A 24,950-nucleotide genomic window follows, 5' to 3' on the forward strand; every position below is an offset into this window, starting at 1 on the left:
TCGCCATCACATCACTCTAGTACAAACCCTAAGCCAAACTTGCAAGCCCATCACTGTAGAGCTTCCGGGCGTAGTCTGTCCAAGTGCCCTGGCCCCAATAGCGGAAACAACTGGTTTCTACCAACAGCAAATACAACAGAGATCGTTGATAAGCTTCTGTTTTCGTTACGCTGGGATCTTCGGCCACGAGGCGGTCATATTTTTCGTGGAATTTAGCGCTCAGTTCGTTCATCGGCTCCAGGACATTTTCATAACCCTTGACCCAACTGAGATCATTTGTCCAGGAAGCGCCATCCACATGGAATTGGTGGTCATGTTCATTTAAATAGGCGATCGCCTGATTGACAGTTTCCGGCGTAACACCTTGATTTTCGGCCTCTAGTCTTGCCCAAATCTTCGCCTGGCCCACCGCCTGACACACTGGATAATCGGCTTCGGTAATACCCTTCACTTCTAGGAGTTCAAGATATTCCGTGCCGTTAAAACCGACAACACTACCGTCATTTTTAATGTCATGCCAAGCTGGGAGATAACCTCCAGGAAACTCATTCATCATCACGCCGCCATTTTCCCCATCGGCGATCTGGGAAACTAAACAGGGCACTGATTGACCTGCTAATTCTTGGCGATCGCGACTCTTGGCTTCGTAGTAGGGTTGCATCTGGGCCACCAGTTTCGTATCAGACCCCTGGGTTTTAATCAGTGCCGTAATGCTGATTTCTTCGCCCCGGGAATTTTTCACCACCAGGCGATTGGGGAGATATTTATCATCATGGTGTAAACCAGAACCGTCCAAACGCTCCACGGAATGTTCTTGCACTAACAACCAACGATAACCACATTCCTTGAGGGCTTTAATGTATTCAAATAGCGTATCCGGATGATTGGGGAGGTGCATTTCTGGGGGCGAAAATCCTTTAACCCGCTTCAGGGCTTCGACCCCAAAGATTTCCGCAAAATAATGCTGCCAGGCTTGAATTTGCAATTTTAAATCGGGGATGGGCGTCGAAGGGGCCACCGCATGGCTCCACATAGTCCCTAGCCATTCCACATAGGGCTGATAACAGGCATCTGTGGTGATTTTCTTGAGGTTATCGAGGACATCTTCCCGGCCCATTTGCCGTAGACCCCAGAGCAGGTTGCCAGAATAATCCAACATAATCCGGGGGCTGCAGCCTGCAGCTACTAGCTCAGGGATAAACTCTCCCATGCGGCTGTAGCACCAAGCAAACACTGTGGCATTGTGGTTATCACCATCATGGGGATTTTCCATCATGTGCTGCAAGTTGCAAATGAGTGCGCCATCGGTTCCGGCGGGAATGGTGGGTTGGTGCATATGAAGGGCACAGGCAAACCCAGCCTTGACTTGATCAAGATTGAGATCACTCCGATCGAGAAAGATTTTTTCGTGATGATTGACAATCTCTGAAATTTCCTGCTCCTGACCGCAAATATTGGGTAATTGGGTTGCTTGAGGAGAAAGTGTCGAAACCATGTATTTTTCCTTATATATCTTTATCGCAATCACGGGACGATGCTTGAAGATCGCTACGGTCAATCCCACAAGGTCGTTTGTGCTGTCGTGGTCTTAATGTTATCTCAATCCTTTGGGAGTTAAGTTTAAGTTTTAGTTTATCTTGTTATTATTTGATAACCTTATGTTTTGTGAAGAAAAAAAGAGAGACCAGTGGACTGATCCCTCTCAAAAAGATGAAGTTTATTAACTTTGCTTGGTTTTTAAAGGGCTACCATTTCAGCAAATTAAACTGTTCCATATCGATGGTGTTGCGGTTGCGGTAAATGGCAAGGATGATCGCCAAACCCACGGCGGCTTCAGCAGCAGCAACAGTCAGAACAAAGACGGTAAAAACTTGTCCTTTGATTTCGCCGGGATCGAGGAAGTTAGAAAAGCCCATAAAGTTGAGATTGACGGAGTTTAGCAATAGCTCAATGGACATCAACACGCGGACGGCATTGCGACTGGTCACTAAACCGTAAATGCCGATGCAAAATAGGGCGGCAGCGAGAACCAGGATGTATTCGAGTTGAATTTGCATGGGTGTCAAGAAAAGCTTAGTTTTGTTTGGATTTGGGGCTATTTGCGCCAGCGAGCTCCCGGGGACGCTCTGGTAGTTGGAGGCCAGTACTCCCTTCTTCTGTGGTTGTAATCTCAGGAATAATATCGCGACGGGCCAGGATAATCGCGCCCACCATAGCAATGAGGAGGAGCACTGAAGCTAGTTCAAAAGGCAGGAGGAAATCGCTAAAGAAATGTTTGGCGATCGCCACCACAGAATTGCCCACTGCTGCCGGAGAAATTGCTGACAATTCCCAAGGAGTTACCAAAACCATCGTGCCAAGGAGAGCGAAAAGACCCAAGCAGACCAGAGCCGTTGCCCCCTGACGAAGGAGACGACCAGGCATCTGACTGAAGTCTTCTTTTTTATTCACCAACATGATGGCGAATAAGATCAAAACATTAATCGCCCCTACATAAATCAAGACCTGGGCTGCCGCGACGAAATCCGCATTTAACAGAATATAGAACCCAGAAATACTGATAAACACGCCCCCCAGCAGGAACGCTGAGTAGACAATATTTTCAAAGAGCACAACCCCAAGGGCTGACCCCAGCATCATCACCGTAAGGATGACGAACGAAACAATTTGAACACCTTCTGCTAAATTCACAATTTTTTTAAAACTCCTGCTAAATTCACACCTGCACTAAATCTTGCTTAGTCTATCGTGGCTTTATTGATCTGCTGTTTCTTGTTGCTTTTCGGCCTGTAAGCGTTCGAGAATATCCTCTGGATGCTCGCCAGCCCGCTGACTGCCTTGGGGGAGATCATGGGGGTCAATGACACCTTGGGGCAAGTAGGCCAACTCCCGGAGGGGGGTCACCATTGGATCTTGGGTGACTTTGTAGGGCAGACGACCCAGGGCCACATTATCGTAGTTCAATTCGTGGCGATCGTAGGTGGCCAGCTCATATTCTTCTGTCATCGATAGACAATTGGTGGGGCAGTATTCGACACAGTTACCGCAGAAGATACAAACCCCAAAGTCGATGCTGTAATGCTTGAGGGTTTTCTTTTTGATACTTTTATCAAATTCCCAATCCACGACGGGGAGATTGATCGGACAAACTCTTACACAGACTTCACAGGCAATACATTTATCGAATTCAAAGTGAATTCTGCCGCGGAACCGTTCTGAGGGAATCAGCTTCTCGTAGGGATATTGCACTGTCACGGGGCGTCGCCGCATGTGATCAAAAGTTACCGAGAGACCCTGGCCAATATACTTCGCTGCCTGGGCTGCATCCTTGGCATAGTCACCGACTTGTTTGAGGATTTTAAACATAGGACATAGGGTAAGAAGATCAACAAAGAAGGAGAAAGAAACGGCGAAGCCTTAGCCCCCAAAAGCAATGGGAAAAGCAAGTTTTAGGGCCGCCGTGAGCAATAGATTAACGAGGGCAACGGGGAGGAGAAACTTCCAGCCAAAGTTCAAGAGTTGGTCAATGCGTACCCGCGGTAAAGTCCAGCGTAGGAGGACAGCAATAAAGACCAGGGCATAGGTTTTCACGAGGGTCATAATAATCCCCAAGGAGGCGGTGATCACCTGGAGCCAAGGGGTGCTGGGGGCAACGTTTAACCAACCGGCAAGCTTATCGAGGGGAATGGGAAACTCCCAACCGCCTAGGTAGAGAATCGAAACAATCAGGGCCGAAAGCACGAGGTTGACATAGGAGCCAACGTAGAACAGACCAAATTTCATCCCGGCATATTCGGTTTGGTAACCAGCGACGAGTTCTTCTTCTGCTTCGGGTAGGTCAAAGGGGAGTCGTTCACATTCGGCAAGGGCGGCAATCCAGAAAATGAGGAAGCCAATGGGTTGTCGCCAAATATTCCAGCCTAAAATGCCGTAACCGGATTGTTGTTCAACAATGTCAATGGTGCTCAGGCTATTGGACATCATGGCGATCGCCAATACAGCCAGGGCCAGGGGAATTTCGTAGCTGATTGATTGGGCGGCAGCACGGAGTCCCCCTAGTAACGCATATTTGTTATTAGAAGAGTAGCCTGACATCAAAAGGCCAATGGGAGCGATGCTTGAGAGGGAAATCCACAGAAAAATCCCCACGTTCAAATCCGTAATCACCAGGTTTTGCCCGAAGGGAACGATGAGATAGGACAAAAAGACCGGAATGACCACGAGAGCAGGCCCGAGGGTAAAGAGCCAGGGATCTGTTTTAGCGGGGACCACATCTTCTTTAAAAACCAGCTTTAAACCATCGGCCACCGGCTGTAAAACCCCTAGGGGGCCTGCATATTCCGGGCCAACCCGTTGTTGGGCTGCCGCTGAAATTTTTCGCTCTAACCACACCACGACTAAAACACCCACTGTCGCGCCAATAATCATCAGTAACAACGGTAGGGGTAGCCAAATAGTCTTGGCAATTTCATGGGACAACCCAAAGGATTGGAGGGTTTCGATAAAACTACCTTGAAGATCGATTCCTGAGTTCATAGGGGTTCTTTAGCCTGCACGATGGATTGTTAAGGGAATGTATCGAGGCAGGGATTTCCAACAAAAGTGACATCACTGAATTAGTATATCGTTGTTCCGGGAAACTCCGTTATCAGAACCTCTTAGGGAATTTTAGGGGCTATTGATAAGTTTTTCTAAACCAAGGTACGTCAATAGCCACTGCAAAACGCCAGGATTGGAAAATCGCCCTTAACTGATTTGGAAAATAAACGTCACCTTATCGCCTTTGCCTAGACCAATGCGATCGCCGGCCCGGAGTCGATGTCGATTACCGACGGGGAGGGGCACATGGTTGATATAGGTGCCATTGGAACTACCGGTGTCTTCTATATAGTAGAGGCCCGCTTCTTGGCGCAGGTCAGCGTGTACCCGTGATACCACTTCAGAACTCGGAAAACCAGAAACATCAATATCTGGTGGGACGGTCTCATTCGGTTTGCCGATGTGAATCACATCGAGGTGTTCAGGAATTTCTAAGGCCACCTGGGTTTGCACATGGAGCAAGCTGGCGGTCTGCACTTGAATTTGGGTTGCCTGCATTGATCCCTGGACAGTGGTTGGGGCAGGGGCAGGAGCAGGGGTAGGCGTTGGCGGCACCTCTGGGGCAGGGCTTGGTTCTTCAAAATCAAATGTGAAAGGATCAGGCAATTCTGGAGATTCGGCAACGGCAGGGGCAGCGGCTTCTTCTTCCTCGAAAAAGTCAGGAAAATCAGGGAAATCTGCTTCGGGAATCTCTGGAAAATCCAGGGTGGGCTCAGGGGGAGCTGTGGGGGGGGCGCTGGCACTGGGGGCATTGGGAACCACAGTTTTGGGTAACTCCTCTGTTACTGCCATGGGAGCGGCCTGTTGCAGGTTAAAGCCACATTGACCACAGAAGGCGGCATTACTTTGGACGCTAGCACCACATTGGGGACAAGCCGATGCTTGGGGGAGAGGGGTATAACAGGCTTCGCATTGGACAGCGCCGTCAGGATTTTGGTGGTTACAGTTGGGACAACTAATCATGACAGTGGGTGGTCAAAGGGAAAAGAATGGTTTTATTTTAAGGCTCTGGGCGAGATTTCGTTTGATAGATTGCTTGATCGGGGGCGAGGCGATCGCCAGCGGCAGCATCCAGGAGCCACCAGAGGACACCGTGGTCTGGGTTGATCAGTTTACTGGGATAGGCAAACCCATCGGCATCGCTATGGAAAATTTTCTGGAGCGCCTCCTGTTTATTTTCCCCAGCGACCAAGAAAAGAATGTTCTGGGCAGCATTAATCAAGGGCACGGTAAAGGTCAGCCTGGGTTCTCCCTGTTTCTCGCCAACGGTGATGAGGCGATCGCCAACGGTTAGGGCCGCCGTTTGGGGAAAGAGCGAAGCAGTATGGCCATCATCCCCCATGCCCAACAGCACAATATCAAAACTAGGCCAGGGGCGATCGCAAAAAAAATTTCTCAACGTTGCGTCATAGGCCGCTGCATCTTGCTGGGGGTCTGCGGCTGCGGTCGGCATCGGGTGAATATTGCCCTCCGGAATCGGCACCTGATCCAGCCAGGCGAGCCGGGCCATCCGTTGATTACTATCGGGGTGATCGGCAGGTACATAGCGTTCATCTCCCCAGAAAATGTGGAGTTGCGCCCAGGGGAGGGATTGCTCTGCTAATTTTTCGTATAAAGGTTTGGGGGTACTGCCGCCGGCAAGGGCAATGGTACAGACACCACGACGGGCGATCGCCTCCTCAATCCGGCCCATGACAATACGCAGCGCCCGTTTAATGAGTTCCGGTTTATCATCCAGGATTTCCAGGTATTTTGTCATAAACTTTACAGAGGACGAACCATGCCCCCTAAAATAGCGTTACTCGTCATTCTAGTGGTGACACCCATAAACGCCCATTGACTGATACATAAAGTATGAATAATGTTCGCCTTGCTTCTTTTACGTCCCTGAGCCTCAAGATTTTGGGGGGCGTACTGTTAATTTCTTCTTTCGTTGATTACGTCATTGCCGCCTTCCCGTGGCTGCCCCTGGACAATGCTTGGCAAATTAATTTCACAAATCAGGTAGTCGGTAGAGGGATTAACCCTTTGATTGGGATTGTGGCTCTGCTTCTGGGCAGTTGGCTAGATGACAATGCCGGAAAATCAGCAAAACTGCGCGCCTCCATTACAGATGGTCGCTTTGTAAGTTTTCTTTTTTCTCTCGTCCTTGGGGTGATCTTCTTGATCCTCATCCCTATCCACCTCGATAATATGCAGGGCATTCGGGAACAGGCGATCGCCCAAATTGAACAAGAAACCCAACAACGGGAACAACAAGTCCAGCAGCAATACAGCCAACTCCAGGCCCTTGCCCAAAACCCCGAAGCCAAACAACAACTAGAGCAACAGATTCAAGAAATCGAAACAGCCCTCAACTCTGGTCAAGTTCCCCCCCAGCAGATCGCCGAAGTCGAAGCCCAAAGACAAGAATTCCTCAACTACCAAACATTCGTCAATGACCCCGAAGCCCTGAATGCGCGGCTAGAAGAATTACAACAAAGCGTTGTTGAACTCCAGACACAACAGCGCCAAGAAGCCAACCGCAGTGTCCTCCAGGAAATTATCCCAACCACTATCCGGAGTCTCTTGTTAGGAATTGCTTATCTGATTGTGGGTTGGCTTGGCGTTCGTAATACTTGGTTCAATAAAACAAGCCCATCCCAAGCCCCTCAACCTGAAGCACCTGCCGATTCCGAATAATATTTTTCCCGCTTGGGGTGACCTCGACTGGTACTTGTCACCCCATTTTTTCCAGCACAGTAGCACCCAGACACGTTGGCAACCCCAAAGAATTCAGTAAAATAGATTACGTCGTCTTTTTTCTTAACATTTCACTTATTTTTCTACCCTAGTCCCCAAAATTTCCCTGATTTCCTAAACCGACAAAAACGACTACCCACTGTATATATTCCCGCCATTTCGTCCACCATCTCCCTACCAGGAAACCTCGCCCTACCGTGTTAGAACGTCTGAAACAAGATTTAAAAAACGATCTGATTGCCGGGTTGCTCGTTGTTATCCCCCTAGCGACCACCATTTGGTTGACGATCACAATTGCGACTTGGGTGATTAATTTTTTGACGCAAATCCCTAAGCAGATTAATCCGTTCGATGGCCTGGACCCAATCTTGACCAATGCCTTAAATATTGGCGTTGGGATCACCGTTCCCCTGACATTTATTCTGGTGATCGGTCTGATGGCACGAAATTTTGTCGGACGTTGGCTGTTGGATGTGGGGGAACAAATTCTCCAAGGGATTCCCCTAGCAGGCGCAATTTATAAAACCCTCAAGCAACTATTAGAAACTCTCTTGCGGGATTCCCAGAGTCGCTTCCGACGGGTAGTGATGGTGGAATATCCGCGACCTGGTGTTTGGACGCTAGGTTTTGTCACAGGAACAGTCAGTCCCCAATTACAGGCCCAGGTGGCCGATCCTCTCTTGAGTGTGTTTATTCCGACGACTCCGAACCCCACCTCTGGCTGGTACGCAATGGTGCCAGAAGATGATGTGATCAACCTCTCAATGTCCATTGAGGATGCCTTTAAAGTCTTAATTTCTGGGGGCATTGTCAGCCCGGATGTAGAAACTGAACGAAAATCAGTGCGGGGCACAATTCCCCTCAATCTCACCCGCCGTAAAAAGTCCCGTGAATTGGAGCGTCCCCTTGAAGAATTGAATAGTCCCCAGGCGGATATGCTTTCTCTAGAGGAAGAAGTGTAGTTTAATGGTGCCTCTGAGTGACGTTGATTTTCCTTATTGTTTATCCCTAGTTAGACTATGCCCGCCCGTAAACAGCCCCGTAGTGTTGCCCGTGAAATTGCTCTATTGAGCTTGAGTCAGATCAAAGGCAAGCCCGATAAATTAGAAGCCGTAGAGCTTGATGAATTGATGTTGGCAGCGGTTCGGACCCTGAGTAGCGAAATCCATGACATTTTAGAGGATGCGGCGAGTGAAGTTTCCCGGGCGGAGGAGCAATTACTCAGAAGTGAAACGTTAGCGGTTAATGTCAAAAGTGCGCGCACAATGGCCGCAGATGCCCTGGAATTGACTCGTGCGGCAATTAATCGTTTGGGTCATGTGGTGGAATTGCCAGAATTTTTGCAGTTGACCCGCCAACATGAGGTGCGCAATTTTGCGTTAGAGATTCTCACAACCCTCCGCCGTCGCAATAATCAGATCAAAGAGGTCATTGACGGGTCTTTAGTGGATTGGCAATACCATCGTCTGCCCCGCTTAGACCGGGATATTCTGCGCATCGCTGTAGCTGAAATTTTGTTTTTAGAAACGCCCTATAAAGTGGCCATCAATGAGGCCGTAGAACTAGCAAAACGCTATTCTGACGAAGACGGCCATCGTTTTATTAACGGTGTTCTGCGCCGGGTTAGCGATCGCCTCCGGGCTGAGGACAGCCTCAAATAGATGCCCTCTAGGTCGTTATTATCATTATCTTAAGAAACTCGTCCCTAAGCCAAAAACAATACTGGTGAGCACTAATAGGAGATGTTCGGGGGCGATCGCCACAGTGACGCCAGCGCTACTGAGGATGGCATTCACACCACTACCGAGGGCAATGCCTGCGACCAGGGCGACAAACCCAATGGGGGCAGCCCGTTCAAAGCGCTGTTCTTTACGGTAAAGCAAATAAATATTCGCGATCAATGCCACAGTCAAAAGAGTTGAGGTGAGATCCGTTGCGAGGAATATTCCGGCAATGGCGATCGCCCCATTGACACCGAGGGCAGTATATAGAGTGTTGGTTTCTGGTGTATCCCGTAAATTGACCAACCACTGGGGCAGTTCGGGAGACTTCACCAACGGTTGAGACGCCTGCGTCTTCTTCTGAGAAGTTTCTGCAAAGCGAATTTTATCCGGAACATCTAGGGTGCCCTGTTGTCGTTGTCTAAGGCGATCCATAATAATCGCATCGTAGGCCGCTTCGAGTTTGTCCACTACGGCGCGATCGCCTTCGTATTGGGCGCTTAGTTTTTGTTTGGCTGCTTGGATCTCTTCAAATGAAGCCGTTTTTGCAAGCCCAAGGGTTTCGTAGGGATTTTGTTCGCTCATTCTCCTCCTCCTGTGAGCATGCCACTGGGTTATTGGAACATCCTTAGATTCTTAATGTAACCCAATCATCATACAGTTTATTATTATGAGCGTTTTCCGGTGCGCTTTCCATAGAGCAAAATTTTTTCTGGTGATGATAGCCGGGGCGATCGCCTCAAGACTTGCCCAGACCAGAGAGCATACATCCCCATACCTAACGCTAGCTGATCAACGGAGTAGGTACTCGAACCACTCAGGCTCCCTAACCCGCTGCAATGTACAAAATCTTAAAGACCATCCCAAAGACCCTCCACTAAGCGATCGTGTAGAGGCCAATGAACAGACAAGCACGAAAATACAATCCTCCCAGACTACGGTTTGTGCCCATTGATCGCACTCGGCATGAAAATAAGTCCATTTCGTCGATTGACCCTACCTTAAAAACTCAAGCTTGATCTTTTATGGATCGTCTTTCTTTCGATCTGGCTTTGTAAACATAAGTTTATGTTAATTAGTTAAAGATGCCCTGAATTTTGTCAGTTTCATGAAGCTTCTTTTAACCTCAGATTAATTAGGCACTAATTTTATAGAAAAAAGCTTCATTATATAGAATTTCTAAAAATCAAGCCTTAAAGGGTTGACCTTCCTTTTGAAAGGTAATAAAACTGAAGTACAAACAAATACGTAAGTAACAAAAAGGAGTAAATCACAATCTGCCTCAGTGGGAACACGTATTTTTATCCCAAAAGAAGTATTTTATTCATCTTTCTCCTTTGTGAGAAGGTTCATGGAGATCCTTCTGGGGCACTTGAAGCCTCTGCTTGCAAGAATTCAAGCAATATACGTACGTGTTTCTCCAAAAAATCCTAGAAGTAGGGAGTAGTTCCTCTACCGAGATTTTAAGGAAATTAAGTGTTCTGAGGCTTGGTTTATACGGGAAATTTAGACTTGATAGTTTGGGTCTTACCTTTGCCTAGCAGCAAGACTAAATTAATTAGTTACGCATTTGTTGAAATCAAACTGAATTCTATTGAGGATTCCTTACAATGGCTAAATTCAATTCTTCTACAATCGCATTCGCAACCATCATCGCTTTTGGTGCCATCGGTCAAGCCGCACAGGCTGGCGAAAGCTACGTCCGCAACACATTTGAACACAGCACCTCCAAAACGACTTCTAATCTTGATCTGGAAAGCAAAGATTGGTATCACGGCTCTCGTGAATGGTCTAACTATGCTTACAAAGAATACTACGATGGAACTGTAACAACCAGTGTAGATGGTGAACTCTCTAGTGAAATTGCATTAACTGGAACTTTTGAAGGTACTGTTGAAGGTACCATTCAAGACGGTGCTCTATGTAACCAGTGTGGCGGTCCCGTTGACTTTTTTGAAGATGATTTTTCTGGTACCACAGAAGGCACAATTTCCTTAGAAGGTACTGAAAATACGATCGCATCTGACTTTACTACAACAAGTGATTATGACGGCTTTACCTTCCATGTTGCCGGTGCCCATGAGACTGGTAATGAAACCTTTGGTGGCTATTCTAAAGTTACTGGCACCATTGAAGCTATCATGCGATCTACAACTGATAGCCATGAAACTGCTGCCGGCAACCGTTAATTTTGTCAGTGGTTTGTCTCGTAGCTAAGTTCTTTAATATTACGGACAGAATCATGAAAAAAATGCTAGGTTTGGCGATGACCTTGTTCGTCGCCAGCCCGGCATTTGCGGGTAATCTGCTCAAGGGCGAGCCTTATTATGATGGCTTATATGCAGGCGAACCCTTAACTATCGACATAGAGCCAGATCCTTTCGACTCTGAACCCACAATCCGGGCTAATTTTTTTCATTCCATTGAGCCATTCTACGGCGGCTCCACAGAAATTGATATTACAGAAGAATTTCGTGGGCAATCCAGCATTTTCGAAACGGAATTCTCTCAAAATGTAGTTTCCGGATCGATGACCCCCATCGATGGTGGTGTCGAATTTGAAAATTACACAGTCGAAAGTCAATATTCGTACGCATCAGAATTTACAACACGAGGTTCCTCTACAACGGTCAAAGGCTCAGCAGAGACCTATGGCACCACCTTTATTTTTGAAAGCAATCTCTCCGTTGAGTTCTAAAGGTTTTATTTATGCTTGGTCGAAAATTCTTCACACTTTTAACGGCTGTCTCCACAGTGTTCCTGACTCCTATTTACGGAGCGGCTCAAACGATGCAAGATCAAAGTAATACGATGAATAATGAAAATTCATTGGGGAATAGTGCGACTGGGGTAGTCAACCAAACCGCTGTGTACAACTTAGGTCAAAGTGCCACCTACGGTTTTAGAGGGATCGTTTGTCCCCGCCCTTCCTTTGTGCTCAGTGGCTCTGCAAATGGAAATAGCTTTGACGGCAACACTTCAAATTCCTATGCTCTTTCCGGTGCCATTATTGTGCCTCTCGGTGGTCAAGTGGGCAGCAACTGTAGAGATTTCAGCACTACCCTACTGGAAAGAGAACAAGCCGAATTAGCAAAGTTTCAAATCCAATCTTCAGCGGAAACAGTCAAACTTTGTGCTGACATGATTTCTTCAGGCATTCAAGTAGACCCAGAGGTTTATCCAGTACTGGCGCGGCAATGTTCTGCGGTTCGGTTGGTTTCACAAGGACGGACTTCTAGTACAAATGAAGCCCGACAAAATGAATCGAGTCACAATAAGCTAGATGATGATGTAGAATTGTCTGCTAATTACTTAAAGACTGATTAAATATAATATTTTGAATGGTGAGGAAAAATATCTCAAAGGCTCTACGAAAATAAAAAAAGAGCGGCTAAAAAATCTTCAGCTTACAGTGACGCCTGTCTTTGCATTCTAAAGCACTAAAACACGGTCGTTTTTTTACTGACCCCAAGTGTTTTTATTACTATACTTAGAAATCCGTCAAATAGACATGGAATTGTTGTATTGAAATATCCTACTGTATCTTTTAGTTCACAGTATTTTTCTTGAGTTGATTTTGTATCAGTAACTCAAGAAAATAAAGTCAAAGTGCTTCTATAATTTAAGATCTATTTTTAAACAGTACAGCTTTACAGAAAGAAAAACCAGAAGGGACGCCTATTTTATATCGCTTTCTTCCCAGAGCAGCAGGACATTTTTTTCTGTAAAAGCAGAGCAATTTGTACTGAAATCATTATCAATAATGACATTAGATTCTTCGATCAAGACATCTGTACCGTTGCTTATATCTGCTTCAGAGCCTAATACAATGGGGTATTGTGGTTGTTGACATGCCGCATTAACGAGTACTTTGACTGGGAATACAACCGAATCATCGCTATAGGTGTAGACATTGGCGTGGTAGTAATAGGTATAGTCATCATAGTCGTAATTATATTCATAACCATACCGATACTGGTAATCAAAATCAATGAATACAGGTTCACTTTTTGCCTGTTGAACAACGATAAATGATAGACCACTAAGGGCTGCTGTAAACAGTTTATTCATTTTGCTTTCTCCATCCCTTGACTTAATTGATCAATATTGGAGCGATCAGTTTGAGTAAATTTTTTTGTAAAAGAACTTTTGCTGAAAGCACATCTCTTGGGTTTGTTGGTGCTTAATGTTGTACTCAATGCTTTTGGTTATGAATTATTTATGTTTACGATGAGAAAAATTCGAGGTTGAGTGATTGAAATATTGATGCTCTCCCCCTAAATGATAACAATATTTGAGAAAGCATGACTACGTAGTTTAAATAAAAATTCAAGATATGTTTCAATACTCAAAAATAGTGAATAAGTATTGCATAAACAAAAGGGGTATTGACGACCTTCGTTTAGTAGTCTGAATCTAGTCTGCCTCTAACTTCTTGGGATAAATTGAAGTCTCAATTTTGAAAGCTTAGTGATGCATCTTTTTTCTAACACAATTAATTTGATAGGCAAAGGTTGTCTAAAATTATCAAAAAAAGAAGAAGGAAAAATTTTCTACTTCGGAAAGTCATCGTGGGGATTGGGGAAGCAGCAAAAGTTGCTTTTTATGTTCTGGCTCCCTTCAGGCCGTTTTTAGGGCTTGCCCACTGGTCAAATTGAATTTAAAAAAAACTCTGGGGCGGCTCAGGGCGATCGCCATAGACTTTTCGCAGAATTACACTAAAATAATGTGTTAGGGAGGAATATGATCGCACACTAATCAAACAAGCTTTAGTTTGAAGCCTTGATTTACTATTCGCCGAAAGTATCTTGAAGAGTCTATGGCCGGTGCCAAAATTTTAGTTGTTGATGATGATCCAGCAATTCGCACACTAATTGTTCGATTTCTCGGGCAGAAAGGCTATGCAGTAGCAGCAGCAACGGATGGACAATCCGCTAAAGAAACATTTCAATCCTTTAGTCCTGACCTGGTAATCCTCGACATTAATCTGCCAGATACCCTCGGCTATGCCCTCTGTGAGCAAATGCAGGAGTCGAAGGATACTTACGTGTTGATCCTGACCAGTCGCACCGATGCGACCGATAAAGTACGAGGCTTTACCCAAGGGGCAGATGATTACCTGACTAAACCCTTTGACATTATTGAGCTTGAACATCGTGTCCATGCGATCCTCCGCCGTCAGCGATCGCCCGTTGCCCCCCCAGCCCAAGACCAAAGCCTCGATTTTGCTGATTTAAACATTGACCCGATGCGCCATGTGGTCGCTGTCAAGGGAGAACCCGTCAACCTAACGGCCCTAGAATTCAACCTGCTCCACTTCCTCGCGAAAAATGCGAACAAAGTTTGGCGGCGCTCAGAACTGATTCAAGCAGTGTGGGGCTACGATTACCTAGGCGATCAACGGGTAGTGGATGTCCATATCGGACAAATTCGTCGCAAACTTGACAACCTCATGCAGCAAGAAAACCCAATCAAAACCGTGCGGGGTGTGGGCTATATGTTTGAAACAACATTAAACTCCTTTAGCGAAACCCGCTGATCAGTTCCCAGTCTGTAGCGTCATCTGACAGGAAAAGACCCCCAAAAGTGAGGGTCCGAAACCCTATCTTGGTCTTTTCTCTTCCCTCTGCTGCCTATAATTAAGGCTGATCTATTTTTTTGCTTTGCCCATGAGTGAAACCTCGCAAACCATTCAACTCCCCAGCCTAGAAAGTGCGATCGCCCTCTCTGGCGTCAAGGAAGAAAACCTCAAATTTCTATCCCAGCACACCGGCACAACTGTGGTCTTACGGGGACAAGAGCTACTGGTGCGAGGTCGCGAAAAGGCCGTTAATCGTTGCATTAAAGCGCTCTATTTCCTGCAACCTTTTTGGGAAACAGCCCAACACATCTCCCAACCAGATCTACTGACGGCCTTCCATGCCATCGATACCCACCAAGTCGAAGAATACCAAGACCTCCAAAAGCAGACCCTAGGAAAAACCAGGCGTGGCGAATATATCCGCGCCAAAACATTTCGACAGCGCCAATATATCCAACTCATTCAAAAACATGACATCACCTTTGGCATTGGGCCGGCGGGTACCGGGAAAACCTTTCTCGCTTCAGTCTTAGCCGTCCAAGCCCTGCTCCGGGATGAGGTTGAGCGTTTGATTCTAACCCGGCCAGCGGTGGAAGCTGGGGAAAAACTAGGCTTTTTGCCGGGGGACTTGCAACAAAAAGTTGATCCTTTCCTGCGTCCTTTATATGACGCCCTCTACCAATTTATCGATCCGCTGAAACTGCCTGAACTAATGGAGAAAGGGCGCATTGAAATCGCACCATTAGCCTATATGCGGGGACGCACCCTCAGCAATTCCTTTGTGATCGTCGATGAGGCCCAAAATACGACCCCAGCCCAGCTCAAAATGGTGCTGACACGGTTGGGTTTCGGTTCTAAGATGGTGATCACCGGGGACATCACCCAAACGGATTTGCCGAGTCATCAGTCTTCGGGATTGATTATGGCGAGTAAGATTCTCCAGTCTGTAGAAGGGATTGGCTTTTGTTATCTGACAGATGCTGATGTTGTGCGTCACCCCCTCGTCCAGAGAATCGTTAGCGCCTATGATCGATTTGAGAGCCATGGTACGACCAGCCAAAAACGGCGGCCTTTGGGACAAACGAAAGGAGGGTAGCAAGGGGGCCATACCCTAATCACCTATTTTGTTATGACGACAATTCTAGTCATTGAAGATGATGATATTGTGCGGAAGCTAATCCGCAAAATCCTAACGCAGCAGCAATATGCAGTCCTAGAAGCCGCCGGGGGACATCAGGGTGTGCAGTTAGCCTTGGCGCACCAACCGGATTTGATTGTTTGTGATGTGATGATGCCGGGAATAGATGGTTATGGGGTCTTGCAAAAGCTCCAGGCCGAAGCGGCAACGGCAATGATTCCCTTTGTGTTTTTAACGGCCCGGGCGGAAAAACAGGACATTCGCCAGGGAATGCGTTTGGGGGCGGATGATTATTTAACAAAACCATTTACAAAAGAAGAGTTACTGTCGGCGATCGCCATCCGGTTGAGTAAGTTATCTTCTTTGCAACAGCACTATAGCTCCCCAGATGCATCGTCAAAGGCAGTGCCCCAGACAACGCCCCCAGCACTGAGAAATGATTGCGGCGATCGCTTTAGTCTCCAGGAAACCTTCGAGGCGATCGCCCTGACTCTCCAGCAGGATGATGCTGCATTTTTACCGCTATTTGTCGTTGGCTTTGAACGGTTTGCCCAGATCTGTGCTGACCTCGAACCCCAGGAAATTGACACGCTCAACCAGGCGATCATCAATCGTCTAAATCAAGGGCTCCAAGGGCGAGGAAGAGTCATTTGTTTGGCGGCTGGGGAATTTTGCCTCGTTTTAAATCGCGCCTATGTCCAGGCCGATACCGGGGCGATCGCCCAGGAAATCCTTGCTGCTTTCGAGCAATTTTTAACCACTGCCACCGAGGAGTTTTTCCTGTCCGTGAGCCTAGGGATTGCTGAGTATCCCCAGGATGCCGACAATCTCAGGGACTTAGTCGCCCAGGCCCAGACCGCCCAGCGCCAAGCCCAAAATTTAGGGGAGCCGCGCTATCAATTTGCCAACGCAATGACGCCGCAAAGTTACCCCAAGGGCCTTGATCTAGCCGATGATCTGCGGGATGCCTATCACCAGCATCAGTTAACGGTTCATTATCAGCCCCAATGCCAACTGCCAGGAAAAGAGATGGTGGGAGCGGAGGCCCTGCTGCGGTGGGAACATCCCCTGAGGGGTTCTATTCTGACTGAGGAAATTTTGGCGATCGCCAACCCCATCGGTTTACTCGAACTTCTCGATCAATTTGTGCTGACCCAAGCCTGTCGTCAGCTCCGCCGCTGGGCAAACCAAGACCATCAAACGTTTCAAATGGCGGTCAACCTCTCGGCGACTCAATTTAATCAACCCCACTTCCACCAAGATCTCAGCCACTTACTGATTGAAAATGGCTTAAACCCAGCAAACCTCGTGTTAGAACTCACGGAGTCAACCCTCTTAGACAATGCCCCGTTAACCATTCGCCGCCTCAAGGCGATTAAAACCCTCGGTGTCAAAATTGTTTTGGATGATTTTGGTCTCGGTTATAGCTCTTTGACTTACCTCAAAAAATTTCCCTTTGATTTCCTCAAACTAGACCCCAGCTTAATCCGTAACATCCACCAAAAATCGGCACAGCGGACAGTGGTGCGATCGCTAATTAACACGGCCCACCAACAGAAACGCCTAGTGATTGCGGAGGGGGTTGAAAACGAGACAGAATTAGAGTGTTTGCAGCAACTCAACTGCGATCGCGCCCAGGGTTTTTTATTGGGCTATCCGATGAGCGCCCCAGAACTAGAGCAGTTACTCTTGTCCAAGACAATATTTCCCCATGATTCGGTAATCTTTGATGCCCCTGACCCCTAACACCACGGCCCCAGTGAATTCAGTGAATTTTGACCCAAGGCGATCGCCGCCAATCTCCCTGCCAGATAGCCCCTTAAAAATCGGTAACGTTGCCCTCCAGAGTCGTGTCCTCCAAGCGCCCCTATCGGGAGTCACAGATCTAGTATTTCGTCGCCTGGTACGTCGCTACGCCCCCAGTTCAATGATGTACACCGAAATGGTAGGCGCCCAGGAAGTCCACCACCTCCAGACCTTACCGAGGCTCATGGAGATTGACCCGGGGGAGCAGCCGATCAGCATTCAACTGTTTGACTGTCGCCCTGATTTTATGGGGGAAGCAGCGAAAAAAGCCGTGGCCGAGGGCGCCCAAACCATCGACATCAACATGGGTTGTCCGGTGAATAAAATTACCCGCAAAGGAGGTGGTAGCTCCCTCCTGCGGCAACCAGAGGTGGCGGTGGCGATCGTTAAAGCAGTGGTGGAAGCCGTCGATGTGCCTGTGACCGTTAAAACCCGCATTGGTTGGGCGGATGCTGAAATCGTGATTGTTGACTTTGCCCGCCGCTTAGAAGATGCCGGAGCGCAAATGCTGACGGTGCACGGTCGCACCCGGGCCCAGGGTTATACCGGGAAAGCCCAGTGGCAGTGGATTAAAAAAGTCAAAGAAGTCCTCTCGATTCCGGTGATTGCCAACGGCGATATTTTTTCAGTGGATGCGGCGATCGCCTGCCTGGAAGCAACGGGAGCTGATGGGGTAATGTGTTCCCGGGGCACCCTCGGTTATCCGTTTTTAGTCGGCGAAATTGATCATTTCCTCAAAACAGGACAGCGGCGACCCCAACCAACCGTGGTGGAATTGCTCCAGTGCGCCAAGGAACATTTAGACGGACTTTGGGCCTACAAAGGACAAAAGGGCATTTACCAATCCCGCAAGCACCTGACTTGGTATTGTCGCGATTTTCCGGGGGCCGCAGATTTTCGCGATCGCCTTAATAAAATCAACACCGTGGCCGAGGGTCAGGCCCTCCTCGATGAAGCCATTGAGCAGATACAAAACCAAGACAGCATTCCCGCCGTAAAAACGCCCCAACTGGCCGTGATTTAACCCTTCTTGAGCTTGCGGAATACCTCGTACATTTCCGGTAAACGCTTGTAGATGGCCGAAACTTTCCGGTAAACCGCATTGGGTACTGCTGGACTACCAGAGACAATTTCCCCAGGGGCGACCCGATTATTAATCCCGGTTTGGGCGGTGGCGATCGCCCCATCACCGATCACTGCTTGGTTCGCGACCCCCACCTGACCCCCAAGGAGCACATTATTCCCGACGGTGACGCCCCCTGCTAAACCCACCTGGGCAGCAAGAGCACAGTTCGAGCCGATGGTTCCCCCATGGGCTACATGGACGAGATTATCCAGTTTGGTTTGGGTTTTAATGCGCGTTTCCCCGACGGCGGGCCGATCTACCGCACTGTTACAGCCAATTTCAACGCCATCTTCGAGGACAACAATCCCCGACTGTTCCATCTTGAACCAGCCCTGGGCCGTGGGCACAAAGCCAAATCCTTCCGCCCCAATTACCGCGCCGCTGTGGATTACACAATGATTGCCAATCTTGACCCGCTCGTGGATCGTGCAATTGGCATGGAGTAAGGTATCAGCACCAATTTCCACATCGGGATAAATCACCGCATTGGCCATAATGCAAGTGCGATCGCCAATTTTCACCCCCGGATAAAGCACCACATGGGCACCCACCGAGACAGCCTCGCCCAGCTGCACCGACGGATCAATAACAGCGGTGGGATGAATCCCCGGTGCCGGACGAAACGGTTGATAAAAGACTTTGATCGCCGCTGCGAATAACAAACGCGGCTCCTTGGTACTGAGCCAAGCCAAACCCCGATCCGTCGCCCGCTGTTGCAAATCTTCATCCGCTGGCAAGATTAACGCCGAAGCTGCCGTTGTATCGACCCTTGCGGCAAATTTCCCCCCTTCGATGTAGCTGATTTCCTGGGATTTTGCGGCATCAATGGCGGCGACCCCCGTAATCTCCGGGTCACTTCCGAGGGAATGATCGATAATGAGATCAGACTTTAAAACTTGAATTAATTCAGAAACGTTCATCGAATTTTAGCTATAGAAAATGACGATTAATCTAAACAAGGGCCAAGGCATTTCCCTCAAGAAAGCTGCACCAAGCCTCACCGCCGCTTTTATTGGTTTAGGTTGGGATATAAAGCAACAGGGCACAGGGGCAGACTTTGACCTTGATGCTTCTATTTTTATGCTGGGGAATAATGGCAAGCTCATTTCAGACCAGCACTTCATTTTTTACAATAACTTGACGAGTCCCGATCCTGAACAAGCCGTCAAATTAATGGGGGACAATCGCACGGGGGCCGGTGAAGGTGACGATGAAGTGATGATCATTGATTTTCGGAAAGTACCGGAAAATGTCGCCACAATTGTGGTCGCGATTTCGATCTATGACGGGGAAGCGCGGCGGCAAAACTTTGGCCAGGTGCAAAATGCCTATGTCCGGTTGGTGAACGTGGAAACGAAAGCAGAGGTATTGCGCTATTCTCTCCAGGAACATTTCTCCAGTGAGACAGCCCTGATTATGGCAGAGGTCGTTAACGAAGGGGGCGAATGGCGTCTCAATGCAGTGGGTGATGGTTACCAAGGAGGCTTGCAAACGCTACTCGACCGCTATCAATAGTGTTTTGGCTTGCTGGTTGAGGCATTCGGGGAAGTTCCCAGCTAGTAGAACAGATGGCGATCGCATATTTTTTAAAACATCGCCTCAAAACCCTTCCCCAATTTTTGATTTTGATGCCTTGCGGAGGACGGGCAATGGGTAATTTTTCAAAATTTTGGCGCACGTTGGCGATCGCCACGGGGATTTTAACGGTTCCCCTGGTCGCCCAGGCAGAACTGGTACAGGTGGTAGCCAGTCGCAGCTACGACGAAGACTACGGCCAGTACATGGAAAAAGAGCTATACGTCAACCCCACAACCATCAGACGGCAGGGGCCGTTTGCTTGGTGGGAAGTAGAAGCGGTCAACCGAGATAGCACCTCGAAGGAATTGCGCTACCATGCCCGGGCCTATTATTCTGGGGACTGCTCCCGGCGGGTCACCCGTCTACGGGAAATTTCGGTGTTTATCCTCAACGGCGAAAACACTGATTTTTACAAAAACTACGGCGATCAAGGGGAAGTGAATACGGTTTCCCCCGGTTCGACGGGAGCTAGCCTCCTAGACTTTGTCTGTGGCAATGGTCGCACCGATACGGCGGCGGCCCCTCGCCTTGACGAATAGAAAACATTTCGACACGATATTCTAATGATTATTTAGCATTCATTTCGTTCTAGGAAGCTGCCCATCGATACTATTCACGGTAATCTCAAAGGTCTTAAAAGTAGTCAACTCAAGCAGTTGCAACGACTGTATCAACAGGCTGTGCCTGGCGATCGCCTCACGACTCCAGAATTAGCCCAACGGATCGCAGCCCTAAGCACAGAGCTAAACCAAGCAGTTTGTGTCTATCTCAATCGCCGGGGGAAGGTGATCCGGGTGGGGGTTGGTTCGCCCCGACAAACCCAAATTCCCCCCTTAGAATTGCCCCGTTATGGTGCCGAGCGTTTATCGGGTATCCGCTGCTTGACCGCCAGCCCGAAGGATGAACCGCCCAAGGAATCGAGTTTAACGGCGATGGTGCTGCAACGGTTAGACGCCCTCGTAAGCTTTACGTTAACGGGGACGGGGACGACGAAACGGGGCCGGGGGGCCGCTGGCTATGTGAAAAATGTCTATGTGGCCCACTTACTCCCCCAGACCCATCCGAGCCATGCCTATTGGCTTGTTTCTGAGTCCCAAGCCCTAGAAGAGGTTTCCCAACAGGATTTTCTGGATCTGGTTGAAGGTCTAGAGGCGGAATTTCGCCGGGAATTTACCGCCCAACAAGTGGATCAAAGCCATGACCGGGTGATTCTCGTCGGCTTACAAACATCAGATATTGGCGATCGCCCTTTCCAGGATCGACTGACGGAACTGGCCCGCTTGGTGGATACCGCCGGGGGGGAAGTGCTGCTCACCCTGGAGCAAAAACGCAGTACACCCCATCCCCAAACCGTGGTTGGTACCGGGAAAGTCGAAGAAATTGCCCTCCAGGTACAAACCCTCGGCGCGAATCTTGTGGTCTTTGACCGGGATCTGTCCCCTGCCCAGGGGCGCAACCTGGAACGACAACTGGGGGTAAAGGTTTGCGATCGCACGGAAGTGATTCTTGATATTTTTGCCCAGCGGGCCCAGTCTCGCGCCGGAAAACTCCAGGTGGAATTGGCGCAATTGGAATATTTGTTGCCGCGCTTGGTGGGTCGGGGTCAGGCTATGTCCCGTTTGGGGGGTGGTATCGGCACCCGTGGCCCTGGGGAAACGAAACTAGAAACGGAGCGGCGCACAATCCAAAGTCGCCTCAGCCGCTTGCAAAAGGAAGTGGATCAACTGCAAGCCCACCGTTCGCGGATGCGCAGTCAGCGGCAACGGCAGGATGTGCCCACCTTTGCGATTGTCGGTTATACCAATGCGGGCAAATCAACGCTAATTAACGCCCTCACCAATGCTGAAGTGTATGCGGCGGATCAACTGTTCGCGACCCTCGATCCTACGACTCGGCGCTTGACCCTCACCGATGAAGCCTTTCAAACCCAGACGATTCTACTAACGGATACCGTTGGTTTTATTCACGAATTGCCTCCGGCCCTGGTGGATGCGTTTCGGGCGACCCTCGAAGAAGTCACCGAAGCCGATGCGTTGATTCATGTGGTGGATCTGTCTCATCCTGCCTGGCAGCATCAGTTAGAATCCGTCGAAAAAATTCTAGGGGAAATGCCGATTATGCCAGCCCAAGCCCTATTGGTTTTTAATAAGCTGGATCAAGTTTCTAGTGAAGCACTCCAGGAGGCGAAGTTGCGCCATCCACACGCTGTTTATATTTCTGCGGGCGATCGCCTCGGTTTTGAAACCCTCCGACAACGGCTTGCCCAGATGCTAAAACAACTATAAAGAGACAAATTTTCGCGAGATTGTAAACCAATTGTCAAAAAACTGCGAATTTCTCCCTTAGCGTAGAACATGACTCGTTAAGCTTGAGATATGTCTACTAGATTCCGAGGAGGTTAAACGTGAATGCATCAGAACGGGCCTTAGGCGTTAAGCTGGCGACGAAAATTGCCTCGGTGGTAAATTTATTCCGGGCCGAATTCCCCGATGCAAGGGCCGACCTCAAACCCTGGCGCAATGACCCCGAAACCCGTGAATGGATGGATCCTGATTCTATTGATATTGGCTTTCACCTGCCGGGCTGGAGTCCCCGTTTCCAAAGTCGGAGTATGCTGGTGCAAATTCGCTTTTTTACAGACCCCCTAGATCAAGTGCAAACCTTTATCGGCATTGAAACGGCGGGTTTTAATCACCAGGGGGAAGCGTGGCGGCTCTCAACCATTGCCCAGTGGCAACTGGTCGGCGACTATCAACCCGCTCAAGATGTGTGCGATCGCCTCCAACGATTTTCCCAAAAAGCCTTTGAACTGTTTGCTTCAGGAAATTCTGATGCTGTCACCTAAGAAATCATTTATAAAATTAATAAATCCCTAGATCGGCCCCCTAAATCCCCCAAATTGGGGGACTTTGGCCCACTGATTTGCCTAAAAATCTCCCCCAAACTGGGGGCCGGGGGGCTTGATAAACGGTCACCTAGGAAGTCGAGGCACACTGTCTTGTTTCTAGCCACTGTTGCAGAATAATTTGGGCCGCCCGCTGATCGACGAGGCCCTTTTGTTGGCGGTCATATTGCTTTTCGGCTTTGAGTTGGTTTTCGGCTTCGACGGAAGTTAAGCGTTCGTCCACATACTCAATAGGGAGCCCAAAAGCTTCTGCCAATTTACGGGCAAATTTTTGGGTTTGTTTCGCCTGTTTCCCTAGGCTGCCGTCCATGGCATAGGGCAAACCCACCACCAAAACTTGAATATGGCGCTGTTCGATCCAATGGGCGATCGCCGCTAAATCTGCCTCTAAAGTGGTGCGTTGAATGGTGGTCAAAGCCATCGCCAACAGCCCTAAACCATCACAGCCAGCCACCCCAATACGTTTACGGCCAATATCCAGGCCCAATGCCGCCACTGGTTTCATCTGCTGTGCCTAATTTTCCGGAAAAAAATCCCGCTGCGGTGATTCCTTTGGCAATTTTAGGCTGGGATGATTTTTAAACCAATGGATGCGGCTGGGGATTGGCGATCGCATCGGCTGTAAACCCTGGAGTACCCCTGATAATTGCAACGCTTCGAGGGGCTGGGATTCCCGCACTTTGTGCCATACCGAGCGAGACATGAGGAGTGTATGTTCCCTGGGGGTTGCGCCCACCGTTTCAAAAAATTCTTCCCGTTCCGGCTGGTAATCCGTAGAGGTGGTCAAAAGCGGTTGTTCTGGTCGGATCTGGGCGATCTGGGCCATTTTGATCATCAGTTCCGGATAGAGCCAGGTGTAGGCCGGATGCACCGTGAGGCGGCCATGGTGGGGTTTGTGGTCTTGGTGGGCTAATTGCACGGCGAAATAACCGATGGCGGCTTTTCGTTGGGGCTCGAAAACGTAGCCTTCGACCACGTCCACGTGCTGCGTCCAATTTTTAACGCGGCAGATTAAATTGCTGAGGGGCGCACTCTTAAAGTCTTGAACGTGGCGATCAAAGACCTGTCTGAGCATTGGCGGCATGGAAGCGGTGTCTAGTTGGTAGAGCAAGCGGGCATCGGCATTGCCCACGGGCATCAAATTGGGTAGGGCGGGTTCCTGGAGGGCCAATTCACTGAGAATTTCCGGGGCGATCGCCCAGTAGGTCAGTTTCGCGAGGGGCTGGAACCCATTTTGACGGTAAAGGCTGAGGGTCTGTTGGGCGTTAACATTCACCTCTAAGACCCAGTTGCGGGCTTCCACGACATGGTCAAAGCAATAACGGAGCAGGGCTGAACCGGGGTCTCTGGCGGAGCCGTGGTATTGCAATTTGGGAAAATGGGGATCAATGATTACCTGTTCAACGCGCCAGGTACTTTGGGAGGAGTTGAAGGGGGAAATCTTCACAAAGCCCACAAGCTGGCCATCGACTTCAATCACATAGCCGTGGAAGCTGTACTGATTAGGATTTGGAAAGAAACTCAGTAACTTAACGAGGCCGTAAAAATTCTTGGTATTTTCGAGGTGATCTTCAAGGGGCATATCGAGGGGAGAAGGCCCATCTAGATCCACTTCGTTGGCAAAATTGGCGATCGCCGTGAGATCTCGATACTGTACTGGCCGGATGGATACTTTGCCTTGTTTGCTCATTCCCGCTGTCATGGTCAGTATTGTCCCCAATTCAGTCCGCTGTTGCCCCTATCTTAACGGGTTT

26 protein-coding genes are annotated in these 24,950 nt (G+C 48.8%); 14 read left to right on the forward strand and 12 right to left on the reverse strand.

Annotation, left to right across the window (positions count from 1 at the left end; genetic code table 11):
- Window positions 1-28: 28 nt before the first annotated feature.
- The 7 genes from AWQ22_RS04715 to pgl form a co-directional block, all read right to left on the reverse strand.
- Entirely contained in the window at window positions 29-1,495 is a 1,467-nt protein-coding gene (locus tag AWQ22_RS04715) for a glycosyl hydrolase family 57 (protein ID WP_065710351.1), read from the reverse strand.
- 250 nt (window positions 1,496-1,745) lie between these two features.
- Window positions 1,746-2,051, reverse strand: coding sequence for an NADH-quinone oxidoreductase subunit NuoK (gene nuoK, locus AWQ22_RS04720; RefSeq protein WP_198158715.1), 306 nt, complete (start codon window positions 2,049-2,051; stop codon window positions 1,746-1,748).
- 22 nt (window positions 2,052-2,073) lie between these two features.
- Window positions 2,074-2,691 (reverse strand): NADH-quinone oxidoreductase subunit J, encoded by a 618-nt coding sequence (locus AWQ22_RS04725; RefSeq protein ID WP_062433086.1) that lies wholly within the window; start codon window positions 2,689-2,691, stop codon window positions 2,074-2,076.
- Between the two features lie 63 nt (window positions 2,692-2,754).
- Window positions 2,755-3,366, reverse strand: a complete 612-nt coding sequence (ndhI, locus tag AWQ22_RS04730; RefSeq protein WP_012306553.1) for an NAD(P)H-quinone oxidoreductase subunit I — start codon at window positions 3,364-3,366, stop codon at window positions 2,755-2,757.
- 51 nt (window positions 3,367-3,417) lie between these two features.
- Entirely contained in the window at window positions 3,418-4,536 is a 1,119-nt protein-coding gene (nuoH, locus tag AWQ22_RS04735) for an NADH-quinone oxidoreductase subunit NuoH (protein WP_030007840.1), read from the reverse strand.
- 210 nt (window positions 4,537-4,746) lie between these two features.
- The gene (locus AWQ22_RS04740; protein WP_065710352.1) at window positions 4,747-5,562 is read right to left on the reverse strand and encodes an FHA domain-containing protein; all 816 of its coding nucleotides are present in this window, start codon (window positions 5,560-5,562) and stop codon (window positions 4,747-4,749) included.
- Between the two features lie 37 nt (window positions 5,563-5,599).
- Complete coding sequence (gene pgl / locus AWQ22_RS04745) at window positions 5,600-6,358, reverse strand: 6-phosphogluconolactonase (RefSeq protein WP_065710353.1); 759 nt, start codon at window positions 6,356-6,358, stop codon at window positions 5,600-5,602.
- A gap of 95 nt (window positions 6,359-6,453) precedes the next feature.
- Between pgl and AWQ22_RS04750 the strand changes: the two genes are divergently transcribed.
- The 3 genes from AWQ22_RS04750 to nusB all read left to right on the forward strand — a co-directional run bounded on the left by AWQ22_RS04750 (window position 6,454) and on the right by nusB (window position 9,002).
- A complete protein-coding gene (locus tag AWQ22_RS04750; RefSeq protein ID WP_065710354.1) occupies window positions 6,454-7,281 on the forward strand; it encodes an HpsJ family protein in 828 nt (275 codons plus the stop codon).
- A gap of 257 nt (window positions 7,282-7,538) precedes the next feature.
- The gene (locus tag AWQ22_RS04755) at window positions 7,539-8,303 is read left to right on the forward strand and encodes a DUF502 domain-containing protein (RefSeq protein ID WP_065710355.1); all 765 of its coding nucleotides are present in this window, start codon (window positions 7,539-7,541) and stop codon (window positions 8,301-8,303) included.
- A gap of 57 nt (window positions 8,304-8,360) precedes the next feature.
- Window positions 8,361-9,002 (forward strand): transcription antitermination factor NusB, encoded by a 642-nt coding sequence (nusB, locus tag AWQ22_RS04760; protein ID WP_065710356.1) that lies wholly within the window; start codon window positions 8,361-8,363, stop codon window positions 9,000-9,002.
- A gap of 24 nt (window positions 9,003-9,026) precedes the next feature.
- On the opposite strand, the gene AWQ22_RS04765 is transcribed toward nusB, so the two are convergent.
- Window positions 9,027-9,647: a CPP1-like family protein gene (locus tag AWQ22_RS04765; RefSeq protein WP_065710357.1), complete on the reverse strand. Its 621-nt coding sequence runs from the start codon at window positions 9,645-9,647 to the stop codon at window positions 9,027-9,029.
- A gap of 1,025 nt (window positions 9,648-10,672) precedes the next feature.
- On the opposite strand from AWQ22_RS04765, the gene AWQ22_RS04770 reads away from it, so the two are divergent.
- The 3 genes from AWQ22_RS04770 to AWQ22_RS04780 all read left to right on the forward strand — a co-directional run bounded on the left by AWQ22_RS04770 (window position 10,673) and on the right by AWQ22_RS04780 (window position 12,389).
- Window positions 10,673-11,251 (forward strand): hypothetical protein, encoded by a 579-nt coding sequence (locus tag AWQ22_RS04770; RefSeq protein WP_065710358.1) that lies wholly within the window; start codon window positions 10,673-10,675, stop codon window positions 11,249-11,251.
- Between the two features lie 53 nt (window positions 11,252-11,304).
- The gene (locus tag AWQ22_RS04775; RefSeq protein ID WP_065710359.1) at window positions 11,305-11,760 is read left to right on the forward strand and encodes a hypothetical protein; all 456 of its coding nucleotides are present in this window, start codon (window positions 11,305-11,307) and stop codon (window positions 11,758-11,760) included.
- Window positions 11,761-11,852: 92 nt separating this feature from the next.
- Window positions 11,853-12,389: a hypothetical protein gene (locus AWQ22_RS04780; RefSeq protein ID WP_065710360.1), complete on the forward strand. Its 537-nt coding sequence runs from the start codon at window positions 11,853-11,855 to the stop codon at window positions 12,387-12,389.
- Between the two features lie 351 nt (window positions 12,390-12,740).
- On the opposite strand, the gene AWQ22_RS04785 is transcribed toward AWQ22_RS04780, so the two are convergent.
- Window positions 12,741-13,133, reverse strand: a complete 393-nt coding sequence (locus AWQ22_RS04785; protein ID WP_065710361.1) for a hypothetical protein — start codon at window positions 13,131-13,133, stop codon at window positions 12,741-12,743.
- A gap of 748 nt (window positions 13,134-13,881) precedes the next feature.
- Here AWQ22_RS04785 and AWQ22_RS04790 point away from each other — a divergent pair.
- The 4 genes from AWQ22_RS04790 to dusB all read left to right on the forward strand — a co-directional run bounded on the left by AWQ22_RS04790 (window position 13,882) and on the right by dusB (window position 18,611).
- The gene (locus AWQ22_RS04790) at window positions 13,882-14,601 is read left to right on the forward strand and encodes a response regulator transcription factor (protein WP_030007285.1); all 720 of its coding nucleotides are present in this window, start codon (window positions 13,882-13,884) and stop codon (window positions 14,599-14,601) included.
- Between the two features lie 130 nt (window positions 14,602-14,731).
- Window positions 14,732-15,739 (forward strand): PhoH family protein, encoded by a 1,008-nt coding sequence (locus AWQ22_RS04795; protein WP_012306566.1) that lies wholly within the window; start codon window positions 14,732-14,734, stop codon window positions 15,737-15,739.
- Between the two features lie 33 nt (window positions 15,740-15,772).
- On the forward strand, window positions 15,773-17,527 hold the full coding sequence (locus AWQ22_RS04800) for an EAL domain-containing protein (protein WP_065710362.1): 1,755 nt from the start codon (window positions 15,773-15,775) through the stop codon (window positions 17,525-17,527).
- A complete protein-coding gene (dusB, locus tag AWQ22_RS04805) occupies window positions 17,511-18,611 on the forward strand; it encodes a tRNA dihydrouridine synthase DusB (protein ID WP_232321489.1) in 1,101 nt (366 codons plus the stop codon). The genes AWQ22_RS04800 and dusB overlap by 17 nt, the downstream gene beginning before the upstream one ends.
- On the opposite strand, the gene lpxD is transcribed toward dusB, so the two are convergent.
- Window positions 18,608-19,633: a UDP-3-O-(3-hydroxymyristoyl)glucosamine N-acyltransferase gene (gene lpxD, locus AWQ22_RS04810; RefSeq protein WP_065710363.1), complete on the reverse strand. Its 1,026-nt coding sequence runs from the start codon at window positions 19,631-19,633 to the stop codon at window positions 18,608-18,610. The two genes, dusB and lpxD, sit on opposite strands and share 4 nt — an antisense overlap.
- Window positions 19,634-19,652: 19 nt before the next feature.
- On the opposite strand from lpxD, the gene AWQ22_RS04815 reads away from it, so the two are divergent.
- From AWQ22_RS04815 to AWQ22_RS04830, 4 genes are all read left to right on the forward strand, one after another.
- Window positions 19,653-20,228 carry a TerD family protein gene (locus AWQ22_RS04815; protein WP_062433111.1) on the forward strand — a complete coding sequence of 192 codons (576 nt, stop codon included), beginning with the start codon at window positions 19,653-19,655 and terminating at the stop codon, window positions 20,226-20,228.
- A 134-nt stretch (window positions 20,229-20,362) separates the two neighbouring features.
- Complete coding sequence (locus AWQ22_RS04820; protein ID WP_143596758.1) at window positions 20,363-20,830, forward strand: surface-adhesin E family protein; 468 nt, start codon at window positions 20,363-20,365, stop codon at window positions 20,828-20,830.
- Window positions 20,831-20,887: 57 nt separating this feature from the next.
- Window positions 20,888-22,576 carry a GTPase HflX gene (gene hflX, locus AWQ22_RS04825; RefSeq protein WP_181445693.1) on the forward strand — a complete coding sequence of 563 codons (1,689 nt, stop codon included), beginning with the start codon at window positions 20,888-20,890 and terminating at the stop codon, window positions 22,574-22,576.
- Window positions 22,577-22,695: 119 nt separating this feature from the next.
- A complete protein-coding gene (locus AWQ22_RS04830) occupies window positions 22,696-23,136 on the forward strand; it encodes a hypothetical protein (RefSeq protein ID WP_065710366.1) in 441 nt (146 codons plus the stop codon).
- Window positions 23,137-23,266: 130 nt separating this feature from the next.
- Here AWQ22_RS04830 and ruvX read toward each other — a convergent pair whose 3' ends face one another.
- Entirely contained in the window at window positions 23,267-23,701 is a 435-nt protein-coding gene (gene ruvX, locus AWQ22_RS04835; protein WP_065710367.1) for a Holliday junction resolvase RuvX, read from the reverse strand.
- Window positions 23,702-23,710: 9 nt separating this feature from the next.
- Entirely contained in the window at window positions 23,711-24,898 is a 1,188-nt protein-coding gene (locus AWQ22_RS04840) for a GNAT family N-acetyltransferase (RefSeq protein ID WP_065710368.1), read from the reverse strand.
- Between the last annotated feature and the right edge of the window lie 52 nt (window positions 24,899-24,950).

The organism is Picosynechococcus sp. PCC 7117, assembly GCF_001693275.1.
GTDB lineage: Bacteria > Cyanobacteriota > Cyanobacteriia > Cyanobacteriales > MRBY01 > MRBY01.

Excerpts from the sequence above, each read along its gene's own strand:
- ndhI (WP_012306553.1), bottom strand. The coding sequence starts at position 3,366 with ATGTTTAAAATCCTCAAACAAGTCGGTGACTATGCCAAGGATGCAGCC.
- AWQ22_RS04785 (WP_065710361.1), bottom strand. The coding sequence starts at position 13,133 with ATGAATAAACTGTTTACAGCAGCCCTTAGTGGTCTATCATTTATCGTT.
- AWQ22_RS04795 (WP_012306566.1), top strand. The coding sequence starts at position 14,732 with ATGAGTGAAACCTCGCAAACCATTCAACTCCCCAGCCTAGAAAGTGCG.
- AWQ22_RS04770 (WP_065710358.1), top strand. The coding sequence starts at position 10,673 with ATGGCTAAATTCAATTCTTCTACAATCGCATTCGCAACCATCATCGCT.
- AWQ22_RS04780 (WP_065710360.1), top strand. The coding sequence starts at position 11,853 with ATGCAAGATCAAAGTAATACGATGAATAATGAAAATTCATTGGGGAAT.
- nusB (WP_065710356.1), top strand. The coding sequence starts at position 8,361 with ATGCCCGCCCGTAAACAGCCCCGTAGTGTTGCCCGTGAAATTGCTCTA.
- AWQ22_RS04815 (WP_062433111.1), top strand. The coding sequence starts at position 19,653 with ATGACGATTAATCTAAACAAGGGCCAAGGCATTTCCCTCAAGAAAGCT.
- pgl (WP_065710353.1), bottom strand. The coding sequence starts at position 6,358 with ATGACAAAATACCTGGAAATCCTGGATGATAAACCGGAACTCATTAAA.
- AWQ22_RS04775 (WP_065710359.1), top strand. The coding sequence starts at position 11,305 with ATGAAAAAAATGCTAGGTTTGGCGATGACCTTGTTCGTCGCCAGCCCG.
- AWQ22_RS04790 (WP_030007285.1), top strand. The coding sequence starts at position 13,882 with ATGGCCGGTGCCAAAATTTTAGTTGTTGATGATGATCCAGCAATTCGC.
- AWQ22_RS04840 (WP_065710368.1), bottom strand. The coding sequence starts at position 24,898 with ATGACAGCGGGAATGAGCAAACAAGGCAAAGTATCCATCCGGCCAGTA.
- AWQ22_RS04765 (WP_065710357.1), bottom strand. The coding sequence starts at position 9,647 with ATGAGCGAACAAAATCCCTACGAAACCCTTGGGCTTGCAAAAACGGCT.
- AWQ22_RS04740 (WP_065710352.1), bottom strand. The coding sequence starts at position 5,562 with ATGATTAGTTGTCCCAACTGTAACCACCAAAATCCTGACGGCGCTGTC.
- dusB (WP_232321489.1), top strand. The coding sequence starts at position 17,511 with ATGCCCCTGACCCCTAACACCACGGCCCCAGTGAATTCAGTGAATTTT.
- AWQ22_RS04750 (WP_065710354.1), top strand. The coding sequence starts at position 6,454 with ATGAATAATGTTCGCCTTGCTTCTTTTACGTCCCTGAGCCTCAAGATT.
- lpxD (WP_065710363.1), bottom strand. The coding sequence starts at position 19,633 with ATGAACGTTTCTGAATTAATTCAAGTTTTAAAGTCTGATCTCATTATC.
- AWQ22_RS04820 (WP_143596758.1), top strand. The coding sequence starts at position 20,363 with ATGGGTAATTTTTCAAAATTTTGGCGCACGTTGGCGATCGCCACGGGG.
- AWQ22_RS04715 (WP_065710351.1), bottom strand. The coding sequence starts at position 1,495 with ATGGTTTCGACACTTTCTCCTCAAGCAACCCAATTACCCAATATTTGC.
- nuoH (WP_030007840.1), bottom strand. The coding sequence starts at position 4,536 with ATGAACTCAGGAATCGATCTTCAAGGTAGTTTTATCGAAACCCTCCAA.
- ruvX (WP_065710367.1), bottom strand. The coding sequence starts at position 23,701 with ATGAAACCAGTGGCGGCATTGGGCCTGGATATTGGCCGTAAACGTATT.
- AWQ22_RS04800 (WP_065710362.1), top strand. The coding sequence starts at position 15,773 with ATGACGACAATTCTAGTCATTGAAGATGATGATATTGTGCGGAAGCTA.